This is a genomic window from Shewanella sp. BC20 (assembly GCF_003129585.1).
Classification (GTDB): domain Bacteria; phylum Pseudomonadota; class Gammaproteobacteria; order Enterobacterales; family Shewanellaceae; genus Shewanella; species Shewanella seohaensis.
Genome location: NZ_NHRI01000013.1, coordinates 1 through 15,601, shown reverse-complemented (window position 1 = coordinate 15,601; position 15,601 = coordinate 1). Strand labels below are relative to the sequence as shown.

General features: G+C 50.2%; 17 protein-coding genes, 1 tRNA gene and 1 rRNA gene. 10 read left to right on the top strand and 9 right to left on the bottom strand.

Annotation, left to right across the window (positions count from 1 at the left end):
- Positions 1 to 30: 30 nt before the first annotated feature.
- Positions 31 to 924 carry a cation diffusion facilitator family transporter gene (locus CBX96_RS13855; RefSeq protein ID WP_109287084.1) on the bottom strand — a complete coding sequence of 298 codons (894 nt, stop codon included), beginning with the start codon at positions 922 to 924 and terminating at the stop codon, positions 31 to 33.
- Positions 925 to 974: 50 nt separating this feature from the next.
- On the bottom strand, positions 975 to 1,463 hold the full coding sequence (locus tag CBX96_RS13850; RefSeq protein ID WP_181382212.1) for a Spy/CpxP family protein refolding chaperone: 489 nt from the start codon (positions 1,461 to 1,463) through the stop codon (positions 975 to 977).
- Between the two features lie 349 nt (positions 1,464 to 1,812).
- Between CBX96_RS13850 and CBX96_RS13845 the strand changes: the two genes are divergently transcribed.
- Positions 1,813 to 2,499, top strand: a complete 687-nt coding sequence (locus CBX96_RS13845; RefSeq protein WP_011621060.1) for a response regulator — start codon at positions 1,813 to 1,815, stop codon at positions 2,497 to 2,499.
- 14 nt (positions 2,500 to 2,513) lie between these two features.
- Entirely contained in the window at positions 2,514 to 3,863 is a 1,350-nt protein-coding gene (locus CBX96_RS13840) for an ATP-binding protein (protein ID WP_109287082.1), read from the top strand.
- 58 nt (positions 3,864 to 3,921) lie between these two features.
- Here the strand turns inward: CBX96_RS13840 and CBX96_RS13835 are convergent, their stop codons facing one another.
- Positions 3,922 to 5,781 carry a sigma-54-dependent Fis family transcriptional regulator gene (locus CBX96_RS13835; protein ID WP_109287169.1) on the bottom strand — a complete coding sequence of 620 codons (1,860 nt, stop codon included), beginning with the start codon at positions 5,779 to 5,781 and terminating at the stop codon, positions 3,922 to 3,924.
- A gap of 369 nt (positions 5,782 to 6,150) precedes the next feature.
- On the opposite strand from CBX96_RS13835, the gene CBX96_RS13830 reads away from it, so the two are divergent.
- The gene (locus CBX96_RS13830) at positions 6,151 to 7,671 is read left to right on the top strand and encodes an aldehyde dehydrogenase family protein (protein WP_011621057.1); all 1,521 of its coding nucleotides are present in this window, start codon (positions 6,151 to 6,153) and stop codon (positions 7,669 to 7,671) included.
- Between the two features lie 69 nt (positions 7,672 to 7,740).
- Here CBX96_RS13830 and CBX96_RS13825 read toward each other — a convergent pair whose 3' ends face one another.
- Positions 7,741 to 8,502, bottom strand: a complete 762-nt coding sequence (locus CBX96_RS13825) for an SDR family NAD(P)-dependent oxidoreductase (RefSeq protein WP_109287081.1) — start codon at positions 8,500 to 8,502, stop codon at positions 7,741 to 7,743.
- A 137-nt stretch (positions 8,503 to 8,639) separates the two neighbouring features.
- Between CBX96_RS13825 and CBX96_RS13820 the strand changes: the two genes are divergently transcribed.
- Entirely contained in the window at positions 8,640 to 9,557 is a 918-nt protein-coding gene (locus CBX96_RS13820) for a LysR family transcriptional regulator (RefSeq protein ID WP_109287080.1), read from the top strand.
- Here the strand turns inward: CBX96_RS13820 and CBX96_RS13815 are convergent.
- The gene (locus tag CBX96_RS13815; RefSeq protein ID WP_109287079.1) at positions 9,554 to 10,042 is read right to left on the bottom strand and encodes a hypothetical protein; all 489 of its coding nucleotides are present in this window, start codon (positions 10,040 to 10,042) and stop codon (positions 9,554 to 9,556) included. The two genes, CBX96_RS13820 and CBX96_RS13815, sit on opposite strands and share 4 nt — an antisense overlap.
- A 28-nt stretch (positions 10,043 to 10,070) precedes the next feature.
- Complete coding sequence (locus CBX96_RS13810; RefSeq protein ID WP_109287078.1) at positions 10,071 to 10,493, bottom strand: DUF2809 domain-containing protein; 423 nt, start codon at positions 10,491 to 10,493, stop codon at positions 10,071 to 10,073.
- 207 nt (positions 10,494 to 10,700) lie between these two features.
- Here CBX96_RS13810 and CBX96_RS13805 point away from each other — a divergent pair, with 207 nt between their 5' ends.
- Genes CBX96_RS13805 through CBX96_RS13780 form a run of 6 tightly spaced genes read left to right on the top strand, consistent with a single transcriptional unit; the run spans position 10,701 to position 14,613 of the window.
- Positions 10,701 to 11,297, top strand: coding sequence for a cytochrome b/b6 domain-containing protein (locus CBX96_RS13805; protein ID WP_109287077.1), 597 nt, complete (start codon positions 10,701 to 10,703; stop codon positions 11,295 to 11,297).
- A gap of 33 nt (positions 11,298 to 11,330) precedes the next feature.
- Complete coding sequence (locus CBX96_RS13800; RefSeq protein ID WP_037423065.1) at positions 11,331 to 11,762, top strand: DUF1924 domain-containing protein; 432 nt, start codon at positions 11,331 to 11,333, stop codon at positions 11,760 to 11,762.
- A 47-nt stretch (positions 11,763 to 11,809) separates the two neighbouring features.
- Entirely contained in the window at positions 11,810 to 12,373 is a 564-nt protein-coding gene (locus CBX96_RS13795; protein WP_109287076.1) for a diheme cytochrome c, read from the top strand.
- Positions 12,366 to 12,632 (top strand): PepSY domain-containing protein, encoded by a 267-nt coding sequence (locus CBX96_RS13790; RefSeq protein ID WP_011621049.1) that lies wholly within the window; start codon positions 12,366 to 12,368, stop codon positions 12,630 to 12,632. Before CBX96_RS13795 ends, CBX96_RS13790 begins: the two co-directional genes overlap by 8 nt.
- On the top strand, positions 12,632 to 13,294 hold the full coding sequence (locus tag CBX96_RS13785) for a response regulator transcription factor (RefSeq protein WP_109287075.1): 663 nt from the start codon (positions 12,632 to 12,634) through the stop codon (positions 13,292 to 13,294). Before CBX96_RS13790 ends, CBX96_RS13785 begins: the two co-directional genes overlap by 1 nt.
- Positions 13,295 to 13,296: 2 nt before the next feature.
- On the top strand, positions 13,297 to 14,613 hold the full coding sequence (locus CBX96_RS13780; protein ID WP_109287074.1) for a sensor histidine kinase: 1,317 nt from the start codon (positions 13,297 to 13,299) through the stop codon (positions 14,611 to 14,613).
- Between the two features lie 38 nt (positions 14,614 to 14,651).
- Here CBX96_RS13780 and CBX96_RS13775 read toward each other — a convergent pair whose 3' ends face one another.
- From CBX96_RS13775 to rrf, 3 genes are all read right to left on the bottom strand, one after another.
- The gene (locus CBX96_RS13775; RefSeq protein ID WP_089068731.1) at positions 14,652 to 15,164 is read right to left on the bottom strand and encodes a DUF1993 family protein; all 513 of its coding nucleotides are present in this window, start codon (positions 15,162 to 15,164) and stop codon (positions 14,652 to 14,654) included.
- A 205-nt stretch (positions 15,165 to 15,369) separates the two neighbouring features.
- Positions 15,370 to 15,446 (bottom strand) — tRNA-Asp (locus CBX96_RS13770).
- Between the two features lie 36 nt (positions 15,447 to 15,482).
- A 5S ribosomal RNA gene (gene rrf / locus CBX96_RS13765) occupies positions 15,483 to 15,598 on the bottom strand.
- Between the last annotated feature and the right edge of the window lie 3 nt (positions 15,599 to 15,601).

The window sequence follows — 15,601 nt, the reverse complement described above, 5'->3', positions numbered from 1 at the left end:
ATTCCTTTGGTTGTTACTCGTGATTGAAGACTAAACTCCTAAACTGGGCTCCACCTGCACAGGATCTTGGTGAATAATCACCTCTGCATCTTCAAAGGCGGCCTTTACCCTCAGCCCCGTGGTATCGGCAATACTGTGGGCTTCGTTCAGGCTCAGGTTACCATCCAACTCTAAATGGAATTGAATAAAGATGGTTTTACCCGCTTGGCGCGTGCGTAAATCATGTAGCCCTTGCACTCTAGGATCTTGCTTGGCGATTTGCTTAATTTGCTGACGCGTCTCTTCATCTAACTCACGGTCGAGCAGCGCTTGAATAGAGCGGTAACCTAAATCAAAGGCCTGTTGACCTATATAGCAGGCGATAAGCACAGCAAAGACCCCATCGGCCCACCACCAGCCATACTGGGACAAAAGGAGTGCGAGTAACACGGCGCCATTGAGGAATAAATCCGACTTGTAGTGCAACGAATCGGCTTCAACCACAGTGCTCTTAGTTGCCGCAAGCGCCCGCTTTTGTAACGCCACTAACGCCAATGTCAGCACGATAGCAACGACAGACACCACCACACCTAAGGTGGCATATTCAACTGGAGCAGGATTGAGTAAGCGTTCTCCGCCATAAAACAGCAGCAGGAATGCCGAGCCCATGATAAAGGCCGATTGTGCCAGCGACGCTAACGGCTCGGCCTTACCGTGGCCGTATCTGTGGTCATGGTCGGCAGGAACGATAGCATAACGAATGGCGATAAAGTTGATGATCGAGGCGAGCGCATCGGCAAAGGAGTCCGTTAAGGACGCCAGCATACTGGCAGAGCCTGAATATAACCAAGCTAACAGCTTGATAATAATAAGGGTCAAAGCGGTAGCCACGGAAGCGCGACTAGCCAGTTTGACCCAAAAATCGTATTGGGAAGTTTGAGTCATAGGGGTCTATATCGGGAAGCTATGACTCTATTGTATATCAGCTTACAAGCTTAACCGCGAGGTTCTTTACCAGCTTGTGCTTCAAATCGCGCTTTAAATTTTGCTTGTTGCTCAGGCGTTAGCAGGTTGTAGATTTGATTCTGCATCTTCATCCGTTCAATCGCTTGAGCTTGGCGTTTTTCCTGCTGGGCACTCATTAATGCCTTAGCTTGCGCCTCATCGAAGTTGGCCGCAGTGATCAGCGCATGCATCTCGGCGCGGTGCGCTAAACGCTCTTCCTTGGTTGGTCTATCATCGCTGCGGGCGGCGCGGTGCTCTGCAAACAGTTTCTTAATGTCGGCCTTTTGTGCATCGGTTAAATCTAAACCTTCGAACATTCTGTGCATACCGTCATGGCCCATACGGTCACCATGTTTATGGAACTCACCGCGTGGATGATCGCAGCCTTGGCCGGGCTCTGCACTGACTGTTGTCGCAAATACAGCGGAGCTTGCTAAGATGGCAAATAGACCTGCTTTTAAAGGAGATAGTGTTTTCATCATGTTAACCTCAATAGTTCAACTTATGTTGTATACAGTGACGACCCTTTTAAAAGCCGAATCACTTTCGACGATCACAGTCTAAAGCACCCTATGTAAGTGAGGGCGTGACCTGAGTAAATCAGTGTAAAGTTGCGATAAGAACTATCCCCAAACAACTTTAAGATGTTGAAACTCGTGTATTGAGGATAGCTTGAGCATACAGATTCTCTATTCTTTACTTTGGCTTACATTGCTACACAGCAATTGACATCAAAAGAGGTATACTCAGGCAAAATGCTAAAAGCGTCTGCGGTTTAGCACGCAGCTTTGAGACTTTCGCACCAGTTCACCCAGATTAAGGAACACTATGAGTCGGATATTATTAATCGATGATGATCTTGGTTTATCAGAACTTCTCGGACAATTACTCGAACTCGAAGGGTTTAAACTCACCCTCGCCTACGATGGCAAGCAAGGCCTAGAACTGGCTCTCGCGGGGGATTACGATCTGATCTTACTCGACGTGATGCTGCCTAAATTAAACGGTTTTGAAGTGCTACGCGCCCTTCGCCAACACAAGCAAACACCGGTGTTGATGCTCACCGCCAGAGGCGACGAGATTGACCGAGTGGTAGGGCTTGAGATTGGTGCCGATGACTATTTACCTAAGCCCTTCAATGACAGGGAACTGATCGCCCGCATTCGCGCCATTATTCGCCGCTCACACTTAACCGCCCAAGAAATCCATGCCACTCCGGCGCAGGAATTTGGCGATTTACGCTTAGATCCCTCACGCCAAGAGGCTTACTGCAATGAGCAACTCATCATACTCACAGGGACTGAGTTTACCCTGCTGCACACACTGGCACTGCATGCGGGAGAGTTGATGAATAAAGAAGAGCTCAATGAAATTGTGCTCGGCAAAAAGCTCATGCCCTTCGATCGCAGCCTAGATATGCACCTGTCGAATCTACGCAAAAAGCTCCCCGAGCGCAGCGATGGCAGACCTAGGGTGAAAACTATCCGTGGCAAAGGCTATATCTGGTTACCATAACGGCGGGAACAACTGTGCCTAATCGCTTATTTATCAAATTACTGCTCGGATTTTGGCTCTGTAGCTCACTGATTATCGCCTTAGTCGGCTTGCTCCCCTTGCTGCAACAAAATCACGACCGCGCACCTATCCCGCCGCACATGCAAAAAGTGCTCGCGACTATAGCACAACGCATTCAAGACAATCCGACCCTCATTAAATCCGATTTCCTGCGCCGCTGGGAAAGGCACAGGGATATGGAGGGCAAGCCCCTGCGACTCTATCTGGCCAACAGTCAAGGACAAGTGATTAACACCAACAGAGTGAGCCGCGGTGTTCGCAGTTTTATGTTGATGACAGATGAAGAAAAACAACCCATTAGTCATCAATTTAAAGATGAGCTAGTGTTTGGCCCCTACCAATTTAGCCTCGAAGGTGAAACCTATTACCTCTATGGCCGCCTGCCGGATATTCACCCTCGCCCATGGTTCTTCTTCTTTATCGAAAATAAGCTGCTCACTCTCAGTTTAGCCATAGTGCTCTCGGGATTGCTCTGCGCCATACTCGCTTGGCATTTAGGTAAACCATTAAACTCGCTGAAGAAAAGTGCCGATGCCCTCGCCGAAGGCGACCTCAGCAATCGTGTCGATAAGGCCACCACTCAACGTAACGATGAAATAGGTCAGCTCGCCACCGCGTTTAATAGCATGGCGGACTCGATTGAAGCCATGGTGAAGAATCAGCAACGCTTGATGGGGGATATTTCCCACGAGCTGCGCACCCCGCTGACCCGCCTACAATTGTCACTGGCACTGGCCCGCAAAAAAGGCCAACAGACCACCGAAACCGACCGTATCGCCTACGAGGCCGAACAGTTAGAACAACTGATTGCAGAGTTGTTAGAGCTATCGCGGGTAAAACTCAGCACCAATGAAACTAAGATCCGCCTCGGTTTGGCCGAGTCCCTCAGCCAAGTGCTGGATGACGCCGAGTTTGAGGCCGATCAACAGGGCAAAAAGATCACTATCGATATCGATGAAGCCATCGAGCTCAGCCATTACCCTAAATCCCTGTCCCGTGCGATAGAAAACCTGCTGCGCAACGCCATTCGTTATGCCCAGAGCGATATTCACCTGCGCGCGAGCCAAACCAACGGCCAAGTACAGATCACCATTAAAGACGATGGTCCGGGGATTGATCCTGCTGAGCTTGAGGCGATTTTCAAACCCTTCTATCGCCCCGATTCGGCAAGGCAGCGGGAAAGCGGTGGCTGGGGCCTAGGACTCGCCATTACCGAAGCGGCCATTAGCGCCCATAAAGGAAAAATCAGAGCCGAGAATCGCCGGCCCCACGGCCTCGAAGTCAATATCAGTTTACCGACCTAAAAACATAAGCCCCGCTAACTCCGTTAGCGGGGCTTATATCATCAACAGTCAACTGCCGTTAGTCCTTAACCCCTAGCTGTTTTAACTTGCGATACAAGGCATTACGGCTGATCCCTAAACGCTTAGCGCACTGACTCACATTGCCCTCGCAGGCACGATAAGCCTGTAACACGTTCAGATTTATGGTTCCGTGGAGCGAGTCTATAGTCGTAGAGCTAGACTCGGACAGTTCGTGCGGATGCGCCGTGGTTTCGGCGTCGACAACTTCAGTTAAAGTTTGGGGCTCAAACGCCAGATTCATGAGCTTTTGAGCAAGGTAATCGGGGAGATGATTTATCTCGAGTACGGCCTCACCTTCAGCCATCAAACACGCCACCTGCATTAGGTTATCCAGCTCCCTTAGGTTGCCGGGCCAATCGTAACGCATTAGCTGCGCCAACAACTCAGTACACAAGGTTTGCGCGCTACTGCGGTGACGGCGGTGCAATTTATGGATGATGCGCTCAATATCCTGCCGCTCACGTAGCGCAGGCAGTCGCACCTGCAATCCATTTAGGCGATAAAACAAGTCCTGACGAAACAATCCCTGCGCCACCAGCGACTCTAAATCCATATGGGTCGCGGCGATGATCTGAATATCGACCTTAAAACTTTGATTACTGCCGACGGGAACGACCTCGCGCTCCTGCAACACCCGGAGTAAACGGCTCTGCGCCGCCAGCGGCATCTCGCCAATTTCATCGAGGAATAAAAAGCCACCGTGGGCTTGGCGGATCTTACCGATAAAACCGGTTCGATTAGCGCCAGTAAAAGCCCCCGCCTGATAACCAAATAACTCTGACTCAACCAACTCAGCGGGCAAGGCGGCGCAGTTTACCGCCACCAAGGGCTGCGCGCGGCGGGCACTCTGGGCGTGGAGCTTTTTCACAAATTGCTCCTTGCCGACACCCGTTTCGCCAAGCACCAGTAGGGGGATCTGCTTAGTGATCACCTTATTCGCCTGCTGCCAGGCCCGCTCAAGCAGTGGATCGCGAAACCTGACCCCCAATTGGTTCAAGGGTTTGTCTTGAAGGGTTCTGGTACTTTTCGTCTGTGTCAGTGCCAGCGCTTGGGTCTGCACATGCAGCGCCGAATCGCGGTGAAAGCCCCCCGCTCGCGCCCAATTGTCGCCGAGGTGTAGCTCTAAACTGTCACCCAACTTGGCTTGGCTCAGCAGCTGTTTAGCCATGGGATTACAGCCCACAATTCGTCCGTCACTACTGGCGATAACTATGCCTTGCCAACCGGAATTTAATAGACTCGGCTGCGCCGCGAAATCGATTCGATAATGACTATCGGGCAGATGGCACAGCAGCGCCGTTTCGACCTGCTGCGCTAGACTCGACACTAGCATCGAGGTTTGCTGCGAATGCCGCTGCTGCTCACTGGTAATATCGAGCACTCCGAGCATCTCGCCTTGGGGCGAAAAAATCGGGCAAGCGGTGCAACTCATAAAACGGTTTTGGCGGATAAAATGCTGCTCGCCGACCACTGATACCGCCTGTTTGGCCGTAAGCGCCGTGCCTATTGCATTGGTGCCCTTATACTTTTCGAGCCAGTTAACCCCAATATCGAGCGCCACATCCGCCAGCTTGCTGGAATAGCGGCTCACCCCCCAATGTTTCAGCACATAACCGTCGGCATCGGAGAGCAATAATCGACTATTGGAGTGCGCCATCAGTTGATTAAACAGCGGTAAGGCATGGGATTGTACTAATTCGATGAGTTGCTGATATTGCTCATGTTTATGTTTGAGTTCAGCACGCGTGAGCCTGAGATCCTCACCAGCACGAAACTCTGATAAGCCAGCACCTAAGCTGCGCTGCCATGAATCGGCTAACCATGCCTGTGTGGTTGGAAAATGCGGTTTTACTGTCATAGCCATGCTCCCCGAGCGCTGTTCCATTTCGGCACACCCATAGTGTGTCGTTGGATGACAAAATGACCACAGGGCACCTTTCCTTCCGTGAGTGCCCCTATTGTTTGGGATCTGCAAAATTAGCTTTTCATCATACTGTTAGCTCAACAAGTGTACAACTCCTGCCAGTTTGGCACTGTCCTTGCGATATCCATTTGTGCGCAGTACTCAAGTGTTGCGTAAGAGAACACCAACTTAATCAATAGCTTTGTCAGTCAATTCGATTGGCAAAGGATAAAAATAACAACAGTGCTAAAACCTATTTCAACAAGACCCTTTGCTGAGACGCTGCACATTTAGCGTATTCGGCAGTCACAGAAGGAAAACACTATGATCTATGCTCAACCCGGAACCGCTGGTGCCATCGTTAACTTTAAAGAAAAATACGCCAACTTTATCGGTGGTAAATGGGTCGCCCCAGTCAACGGCGAATACTTCGATAATCGCTCCCCCGTCAATGGTCAAAACTTCTGTAAAATTCCCCGCTCCGACTACCGCGATATTGAACTGGCGCTCGATGCTGCCCACGCCGCTAAGGACGCTTGGGGAAAAACCTCGGTCACCGAGCGTGCGAATTTACTGCTGCGTATCGCCGATCGCGTTGAGCAAAATCTTGAATACTTAGCCGTTGCCGAAACTTGGGAAAACGGCAAAGCGGTGCGCGAAACCCTCAATGCCGACTTACCTCTGTTTGTCGACCATTTCCGTTACTTCGCTGGCTGCATTCGAGCACAGGAAGGCAGCGCCGCGGACATCGATGGCAATACCGTCAGCTACCACTTCCCAGAGCCATTGGGTGTCGTCGGGCAAATCATTCCGTGGAACTTCCCGCTATTGATGGCGGCATGGAAAATCGCCCCTGCACTCGCCGCAGGCAACTGCGTGGTACTCAAACCCGCCGAGCAAACGCCGGTATCTATCCTTGTACTACTCGAACTGATTGAAGATCTGCTGCCGCCCGGCATCCTCAACGTCGTCAACGGTTTTGGCGCAGAAGCGGGCCAAGCCCTCGCCACCAGCAAACGCATCGCCAAACTGGCCTTTACTGGCTCCACCGAAGTCGGTTACCACATCTTAAAATGTGCTGCCGAATCGCTGATCCCATCGACAGTCGAACTCGGCGGTAAATCGCCTAACCTGTATTTCGCCGATGTGATGGACCACGAAGACGAGTATTTAGATAAGGCCGTCGAAGGCATGTTGTTAGCCTTCTTCAACCAAGGTGAAGTCTGTACTTGCCCATCAAGGGTGCTGATCCAAGAATCGATTTACGATCGCTTCATCGAAAAAGTGCTCGCCCGTGCGCAAACCATCAAGCAGGGCAATCCGCTGGATACCGCCACCCAAGTGGGCGCACAGGCCTCCCAAGAACAGTTCGATAAGATCTTAAGCTATCTCGCGATTGGTAAAGATGAAGGCGCACAGGTGCTCTTAGGCGGCTCGCTCTGCCAGCTTGAAGGCGAGCAAAGCAAAGGCTATTACATCAGCCCAACGATCATGAAAGGCCATAATAAGATGCGGATTTTCCAAGAGGAAATCTTCGGTCCGGTTATTTCGGTCACCACCTTCAAGGATGAGGCCGAAGCCTTGGCAATTGCCAACGATACCGAATACGGCCTTGGTGCGGGTGTATGGACTCGGGACATGAACCGCGCCCAGCGTCTAGGACGAGGCATTCAAGCGGGTCGCGTTTGGATTAACTGCTACCACGCCTATCCTGCCCACGCGGCCTTTGGCGGTTATAAGAAGTCGGGCATCGGCCGTGAGACCCATAAAATGATGCTCAATCACTATCAAAACACCAAAAACCTATTGGTGAGTTACGATATCAATCCGCTCGGGTTCTTCTAACCCAGCTGCAACTTTGCCTTGATAACAAGAAAGGGCCATTGGCCCTTTCTTTGTTTTTATCGCATTGAACTATAAGAACATACCGCCAGAAGCCTCGATACGTTGTGCGTTTATCCACGCCGCGGCGGGTGATAACAAGACACTGATTGCACCGCCAATATCCTCGGGTAATCCCACCCGCCCCAACGCCGTTTGCTGCGCTAAAAACTCATTCATCTGTCGGTTATCCCGAACTGCACCACCACCAAAGTCCGTTTCGATTGCACCGGGAGCCAGCACATTAACGCGAATGCTGCGTGGACCAAGCTCCTTCGCCCAATACTTGGTCATGGTTTCGACCGCGCCTTTCATGGTGGCGTAGGCACCAAACCCCGGAACAGCAAAGCGCGTTAACCCCGTAGAGACATTGATAATACTGCCATTATCGGCAAGCAGAGGCAGCAAAGCCTGAGTTAAGAAGAAAGGTCCTTTGACATGAATATTCATCAAAGTATCGAACTGCTCCATACTGGTTTCAGCCATGGGCACATGAATACCAATCCCGGCATTATTAACTAGATAGTTAAAACTATCCCGTTGCCAAGTCTGTTCGAGTGCGGTTTTAACGCGTTGAGAAAAATCCCTAAAGGACCGGCTATCACCCACATCTAACGGTAACGCGACAGCCTTGCGTCCGTGCCATTCAATTTCCGCAACCACCTCGGCGGCGGCAGCGGCATTACTTTGGTAAGTTAGAATAATATCAACACCTTGTGCGGCTAAGGTCAGGGCCGCATTTTTACCTAAGCCACGGCTTGCACCGGTGATCAGCGCGATGGGAGTTGTGTTCATTGTGTATCCTCTTCATTCATCTATGTTAATGCCGCCGCACAGCATGGCGATTCCACTGCACACAGCTTATTACTTGCAAATAGAGGGATAAACACACTATAAATGGCAAGACTGTTAGCTATTAGAGAACAATTGCGATGCAAGATAGACTGCAAGCCATGCAAATTTTTATGCGGGTGGCTGAATTAGAGAGTTTTACTCAAGCCAGTATCAGCCTAGGTCTGTCGAAAACCCATGTATCGAATGTCGTAGCCCAGTTCGAAACCGCTCTAGGCGCACGTTTACTTCAACGTACCACTCGCACAGTGCGCCTCACTCAAGATGGTATAAGTTGTTATGAGCGCTGCAAAAACTTGCTCACCGACTATCAAGAATTAGAAAGCCTTTTCCAGCTGCAGGCGACGCAAGTTTCGGGTCGCTTAAGAGTCGATATGTCCACAGGGATTGCGCGTAACTTAGTGCTTCCCCATCTTCCTGACTTTATTGAGCAATATCCCCAAATTGAGTTGGAGCTAAGCAGTACCGACCGCAAGGTCGATATCGTCGCCGAAGGTTTTGACTGCGTGATCCGCGTTGGTAGCGTGCAGCAAGATGGCGTTATCGCTAAAAAGATTGGCTACTTTAAGATGCTGAACTGCGTTAGCCCAAGCTATATCGAAAAATACGGTAAACCATCGAATATAGAAGAGCTTAGCCAAGGGCATAAGCTTATTCATTACGTTGGCCAATTGGGCGGCAGCGATTCAGGATTTGAGTATCAAAGCCAAGATAATCACGAACTATGCGCCCTAGCCTTACCAAAGCTAATCACAGTTAATAATGCCGATGCCTACAGCGCGGCCTGTCTGGCGGGTTTAGGGATTATTCAAGCGCCGAATATTGGGGTGGCGAAATATCTCCAAACTGGCGAACTGATAGAGATCTTGCCAGATTACCCAGCGCCCTCAATGCCTGTGAGCTTGCTCTATCCCCATAGACGCCATCTTTCTAAACGCCTTCAGGTATTTATGGCTTGGTTAACCGAGTTGCTGACGCCTTTTTTAGTATCGCGTTAATGGTCAGTTTCGATATTCGCTAACCGCTGCGACAGTTCTGCCATCGAGCTTGTGGTGCGGGGATCGCACTCAGGATTGGCTACTGGGTTAAATTCGAGACGCGGACCGCCGAACCGACCTAAACGGCTTGGCAGAATATGCAAATCCCAAACTAACTGATCGTAGTAATGCAGCCGCAGGCCATTATCCGCAACAGGCCAATGGGCATAGAGTAAAAACGAATGATAACTCTGCGAGAAGGAGCGACTCGCCACTAATTTAAAATTTGTATCGAGCAGGCTGCACTCGGTCGATTCTTCAAAGGGACAATCGTAGGAGGTCAACAGTAAATAGCCTTGGGTGCCACTGGGTAAAGTGCAGCGGTACTGGGCCTCAAGCTGCCTTCCCGCAATCTTGGCCCCAGTAGCTTGCTCATTGAAATACAAAGGCTGAGTGAGCGCCTCAGTATCGGACACTCGCAGTGTGAAGGCTGTTATCGGCTGCATGTTGTATCCTTCCTTTGCCTTGAAATAGCTAATTTCGCTTCCAATACAAGCCCATCAATATCAGGTATCCCACAAAATACGCCAGCAAGTCGAGTGGGTCGAAATGGCTACCAATCACAATGCGCGCCAAACGATTGCCGCCCAACCCCAGCTTGTCGACTAAGCCCCAATACTGGCCAAATTCGATACCGAAGGCAAACAGCAGCACAGCCAGCGCCAACCATGGCGTGTGCCAAAACCGATTGATTGATTCCCCTTTTGCATTCACCACGGGCACTAGCGTGCGCGCCATGCAAAACAACAGGATCACCACTAACACGTCACCGACAAAACCGCGAATAAACCCCGAAGGCGCAAAACGCGCGATCGACACTTCGATGATAAACAGCAGCACCGCATAAATTAAAAAAGATTTTCGATCGGGCTGACGGCTAAAAAGATGGACTGGCATAAACAGGTTGCTCCCTTACCTCTCGAAGATGAAGCGGCAAAATCTAGCTGAATACCAATACCTTAACAAGCTTAGTTCGATGGATTTATCTCCTATTTACCCATTTCGCTCACCAGAACAGCGGGCAAGTTCACTCCGCAAAATTTAAGCGCCGTTTAAGTTTGGCTTTAGTAGCCTGCAAGCACACCACCTTAGGAGCAACATATCATGTCCTCAAATATGCAGCAAAACATCAAAGTCTGGGATCCCTTGATCCGTATCTTTCACTGGTCATTGGTGGGCTTTTTTACCTTAGCCTACCTCACCGAAGGTGAAGACGAATGGATGAACATCCACAGTTACGCTGGCTACAGCATCTTAACCCTGCTGGTATTTCGCCTGTTATGGGGCGTGATTGGCACTCACCATGCGCGTTTTATCAACTTTGTTACCCGTCCGAGCATAGCATGGACTTACCTGAAAGAACTCTTCACGGGCAAGGCTAAGGATTACATCGGCCACAATCCCGCAGGCGCGCTGATGATAGTCGCCCTGATCCTCAGCATAGGATTCACGGGCTTCTCCGGCATGGCGCTTTATGCCACCGATGGCCAAGGTCCACTGGCCACAAGCTTTTTCGCCACTTGGCCAGAGGGCGCATTAAAAGAAGTGCATGAGTTTTTCGCCAACTTCAGCCTGTTTCTTATCGTCACCCATGTCGGCGGCGTGATCGTCAGCAGCCTGCTGCATAAGGAAAACCTCGTCAAAGCCATGCTGACAGGTAAAAAGCAGCGTCCGCTGATCCAACAAGATGAACATCAATAACCGCCGCAACTCGACCGTTCAAAGGAGTCAGAAATGAACTACGTGAATAAACACAGCATCGGACTAGCAATCACTGCGCTACTACTCAGCAGTGTTAATGCCAGTGCCGCCAATACTAAGGTCGCCAGCTTGCCACTCAGTGCCGAGCGAATTGGCTTACAACTGCAACAATATCAAGCACAAGGTGCAGGCCCCTTTAGCGCAGATGCAGGACAAGCGCTGTGGCTACAGCAGAGTGAGGATCGCAGCTGTGCCAGCTGTCACACCGCCAAAGTGACAGACCCAGGTATGCATCAAAATACCCGAAAACCCATTGAAGCCATGGCGCCGTCGCTTACCAGTAACCGTTTAACCGATGCGGCCAAGATTGAGAAATGGTTTAACCGCAACTGTAACTGGACCTTTAAACGCGAGTGCACGCCTCAAGAAAAAGGCGACGTACTGCTGTGGCTGAGTTTGCAATAAGGGCGTTATTCACACCCATTTTAATCAGTAAAACTTAAGGAAATACCATGACTAAACAAGCCCATCCCCTAAGCTGGATTGCCGGAACCACACTCACCGTCCTCGCCCTTGCGATAGGCGCCGTAGGCCTTAGCTTAACCTTTACCGGCACAGGTTATGCCCACGATGGCTTCGAACATAATCAAGCCATCCCACAAAATGCAGAATATTCAGCAGAATGCGGTAGCTGCCATATGGCGTATCCCGCAAATCTACTGCCCGCCGAAAAGTGGCAGGCAATTACCAGCAACCTAAGCAACCACTTTGGTGATGATGCCAGTCTGTCGCCTGAAGCAACGGCTAGAATTGAGCAATATCTCGTTCAACATGCTGCACAAAATGGTAAGGTGATGAAAAATAGCAAACCTTTGATTGACGGCATGGGGCCACAGAAAATTACCGAGCAGGCATTTTTTATCCGTAAGCACGATGAGCTCCCAAGACGCATGGTGCAAGATAACCCCAAAGTCGGCTCATTCAGCCAATGCAGCAATTGCCATAACCTCGCAGAGAAGGGCATATTCGATGAAGATACCGTTAATATTCCTGGCGTTGGCCGCTGGGATGATTAACAGCCCAAGCTGTCTAGCCCATGATGAAGACCTCTCCAACAAAGTGGTCGAATGGGTGAAGGAGGGTAAAGTATTACCCTTCGACACCATCATGCAACGCTATGAGTCGCGCCTTAAGGGGCGCTTGCTCGACCTCGAGGTCGAGCAAAAACACGGGCGCATCATCTATGAACTCGAAATCCTGCGCGACGATGGCGTGGTCTATGAGATTAAGATCGATGCCAAAACGGGTGAATGGCTTAAGGAAAAGGTCGACTGATGCGCTTACTCCTAATTGAAGATGATACTGACTTAGTGGCTCGCCTCGTCCCCGCCCTTAACAAGGCGGGCTACACGGTTGAACATGCCAATAATGGTATCGATGGCGCTTTTCTGGGGGAGGAAGAAGCCTTCGAAGCGGTGATCCTCGATTTAGGCTTGCCTGGAAAACCGGGCTTAAGCGTACTGAGCCAATGGCGCCAAAAGGGCCTGCTGATGCCAGTGTTAATTCTTACGGCACGCGATGCTTGGCACGAACGCGTCGATGGCCTTAAGGCCGGCGCCGACGATTATCTCGGTAAACCTTTCCATGTTGAGGAGCTGCTCGCCAGATTAGAAGCGCTGATCCGCCGACACTTTGGCCGCGCCGATAATCTGCTGCAACATGCGGGTGTCTCCCTCGATGTGGATAAACAAGCTGTGACCAATGCCGAAGGGGAAGTTATCGAGCTCACTAAGATTGAGTATCGCCTGTTGCATTATTTAATGGCTAACCCGACTAAGATTGTGTCCAAATCCGAGCTGAGCGAGCGCATTTACGAAGAGGAACAAATCAAAGACAGTAATGTGATTGAAGTGTACGTCAACCGACTCCGCCAACGCCTAGGCAAAGACTATATCGAGACGCGGCGCGGCCAAGGTTATCGACTCAAGGATGCATAAGCGTGTATTCACTCAAAGCCTATCTCACCCGTAATCTGCTTATCACCCTCACCTGCGCCATGGTGCTATTGTTGTATTTGCTATTTCAAGGCATTCAAATCTTGACCCAAGACTTTGTTGCCTCGCGCCTGCAGCACGATGCCGATAGCCTGATCTCCGCCCTAGAGCCGCAAGCCGATGGCACTTGGGCGCTAAGTACAGACAGGCTCCCCAATGAGTATCACAGGGTCAATTCGGGTCACTACTTTGCGATTAACATCGGTGAGCAGTTATTACGTTCACGCTCGCTGTTTGACCATGCCGTTTCACTCCCCAATCTTAAAGTTGGCGAGCAAAAACAAGCCACTCAATACGTGGGCCAGGAACACTGGCTGATGTTCAGCCAGACCATAGTCAAGAATGGGCAAACCATTACCCTGTGGGTAACGGAAGACATAAGCTCGCTCGAGCAAACCCAATTACGCTTTCTAGGCTTTGCGGCGGTAGTGGTACTCCTGACCATTATGATCCTACTATTTGCGCAGCATCTGTTGCTCAAACGAGGCTTTAAACCGCTAGAGCAAATGCCAGATGCCATCAGGCAACTGCGGCTCCAAGGGCAAGAAATCGATACCCAGCACACGCCAACAGAAATTAGCCCCTTGATTGAGGAAATCGAACGCCTCATGAATCAACTTGGGCAGAGGGTGCAACGTTCACGCAATGCCTTGGGTAATCTTGCCCACGAAATGAAACGCCCTCTGCAAGGGCTACAATCCTACCTCGAGAGCCTAGCGCCAGAGCAAAGACGCGAAGGCAGCAAGGTACTCGCGGATCTGCACCATATTATTGAGCGAGAGCTTAAACGCACTAAAATCGTCGGGCTTTCAACCCCTGGACGTTTCACCGTGCTCAATGACGATCTACCGCCACTTATCCAAGTGATGCAGCGCATCTATCCAGAACGTCAAATTGATTGTCAGTTTGATAAGAAACTTGTGCTGCCCTTCGATCGGGACGACTTGCTGGAACTGCTTGGCAATCTGCTCGATAACGCCTGCAAGCATGCGCGTCGACAGATACAGCTTTGTATTGAACAGACAAATACCAGCAATCGAGCGTATCTGATTGAGGTCAGCGACGATGGCGAAGGAGTATTGGATAGCGATTTAACGTTGATCACGGAGCGTGGGATTCGGCTCGATGAGAGCACTCAAGGCCATGGCTTAGGCCTATCGATTTGTAAAGATATTGTCGAGAGTTATCAGGGGGAACTTAGCTTTACGCATTCAGCTCTTGGCGGGCTAAAGGTTAGCGTGATATTACCTCAGCCGCATTAAGCGCACAGCAAAGCAAACACTCTGCTGTGCGGTGGGGATTACGACTTGTAAGGCATAGGGCCAAGATAATCTTTCTTACCCACATCCACACCGTTATGGCGCAAAATCGCATAAGCCGTCGTCACATGGAAATATAAGTTCGGGATGGCATGCTCAATCGCAAACTCGTACCCTGTCAAATACTTACCTTCCCAACGCGGTTGAGAAACATGGATAGTCGCTGCATCGGCAAAATCTGCCTCGGTAAATTGAGCTAAGTACTCGATAACAGAAGCAATACGCGCCTGCAGCTCAGGTAGCGTCGTTTCAGTATCATCATGCTTAGGCACTGTATCTAAATTACCCGTCAAACGCGCGACTCCAATCTTGGCGGTATCACAGGCAATCTGGATCTGACGGATCAGATTAAATTGATCGGGTGCTAAGCGGGAATTCAATAATACCGCCATATCCACCTTCTTCAAGTTGGCAAAAACCTCACCCTTTTCCAGAATAAGACTCAAGTTTTTCAGCATCTTGCTAAATTGAACAGCCGTTAAATCATAAAGCATGACATAAACTCCTGTGATAAACGCCACCAGATTGCAGCACTTCGGATTATCTTGGGGCAAATAACATGATTTCAACAGCAGAAAATAAAGATTTATTTTGCGTTAGCCTGAAGATAGATAGACAAAGAGATAAGAGCGGCTCAAAAATGAAACAGATAAAACGAAAAAAGCCTCTGCATTGCTGCAGAGGCTTATCTCTTAATGTTGGCGGAGCGGACGGGACTCGAACCCGCGACCCCCGGCGTGACAGGCCGGTATTCTAACCAACTGAACTACCGCTCCTTTAACTTAACGTTTTCACATTAAGCTAAATTAGGCGCTTGGCGATGACCTACTCTCACATGGGGAGACCCCACACTACCATCGGCGCGATTGCGTTTCACTTCTGAGTTCGGGATGGGATCAGGTGGGACCACAATGCTATTGTCACCAAGCAA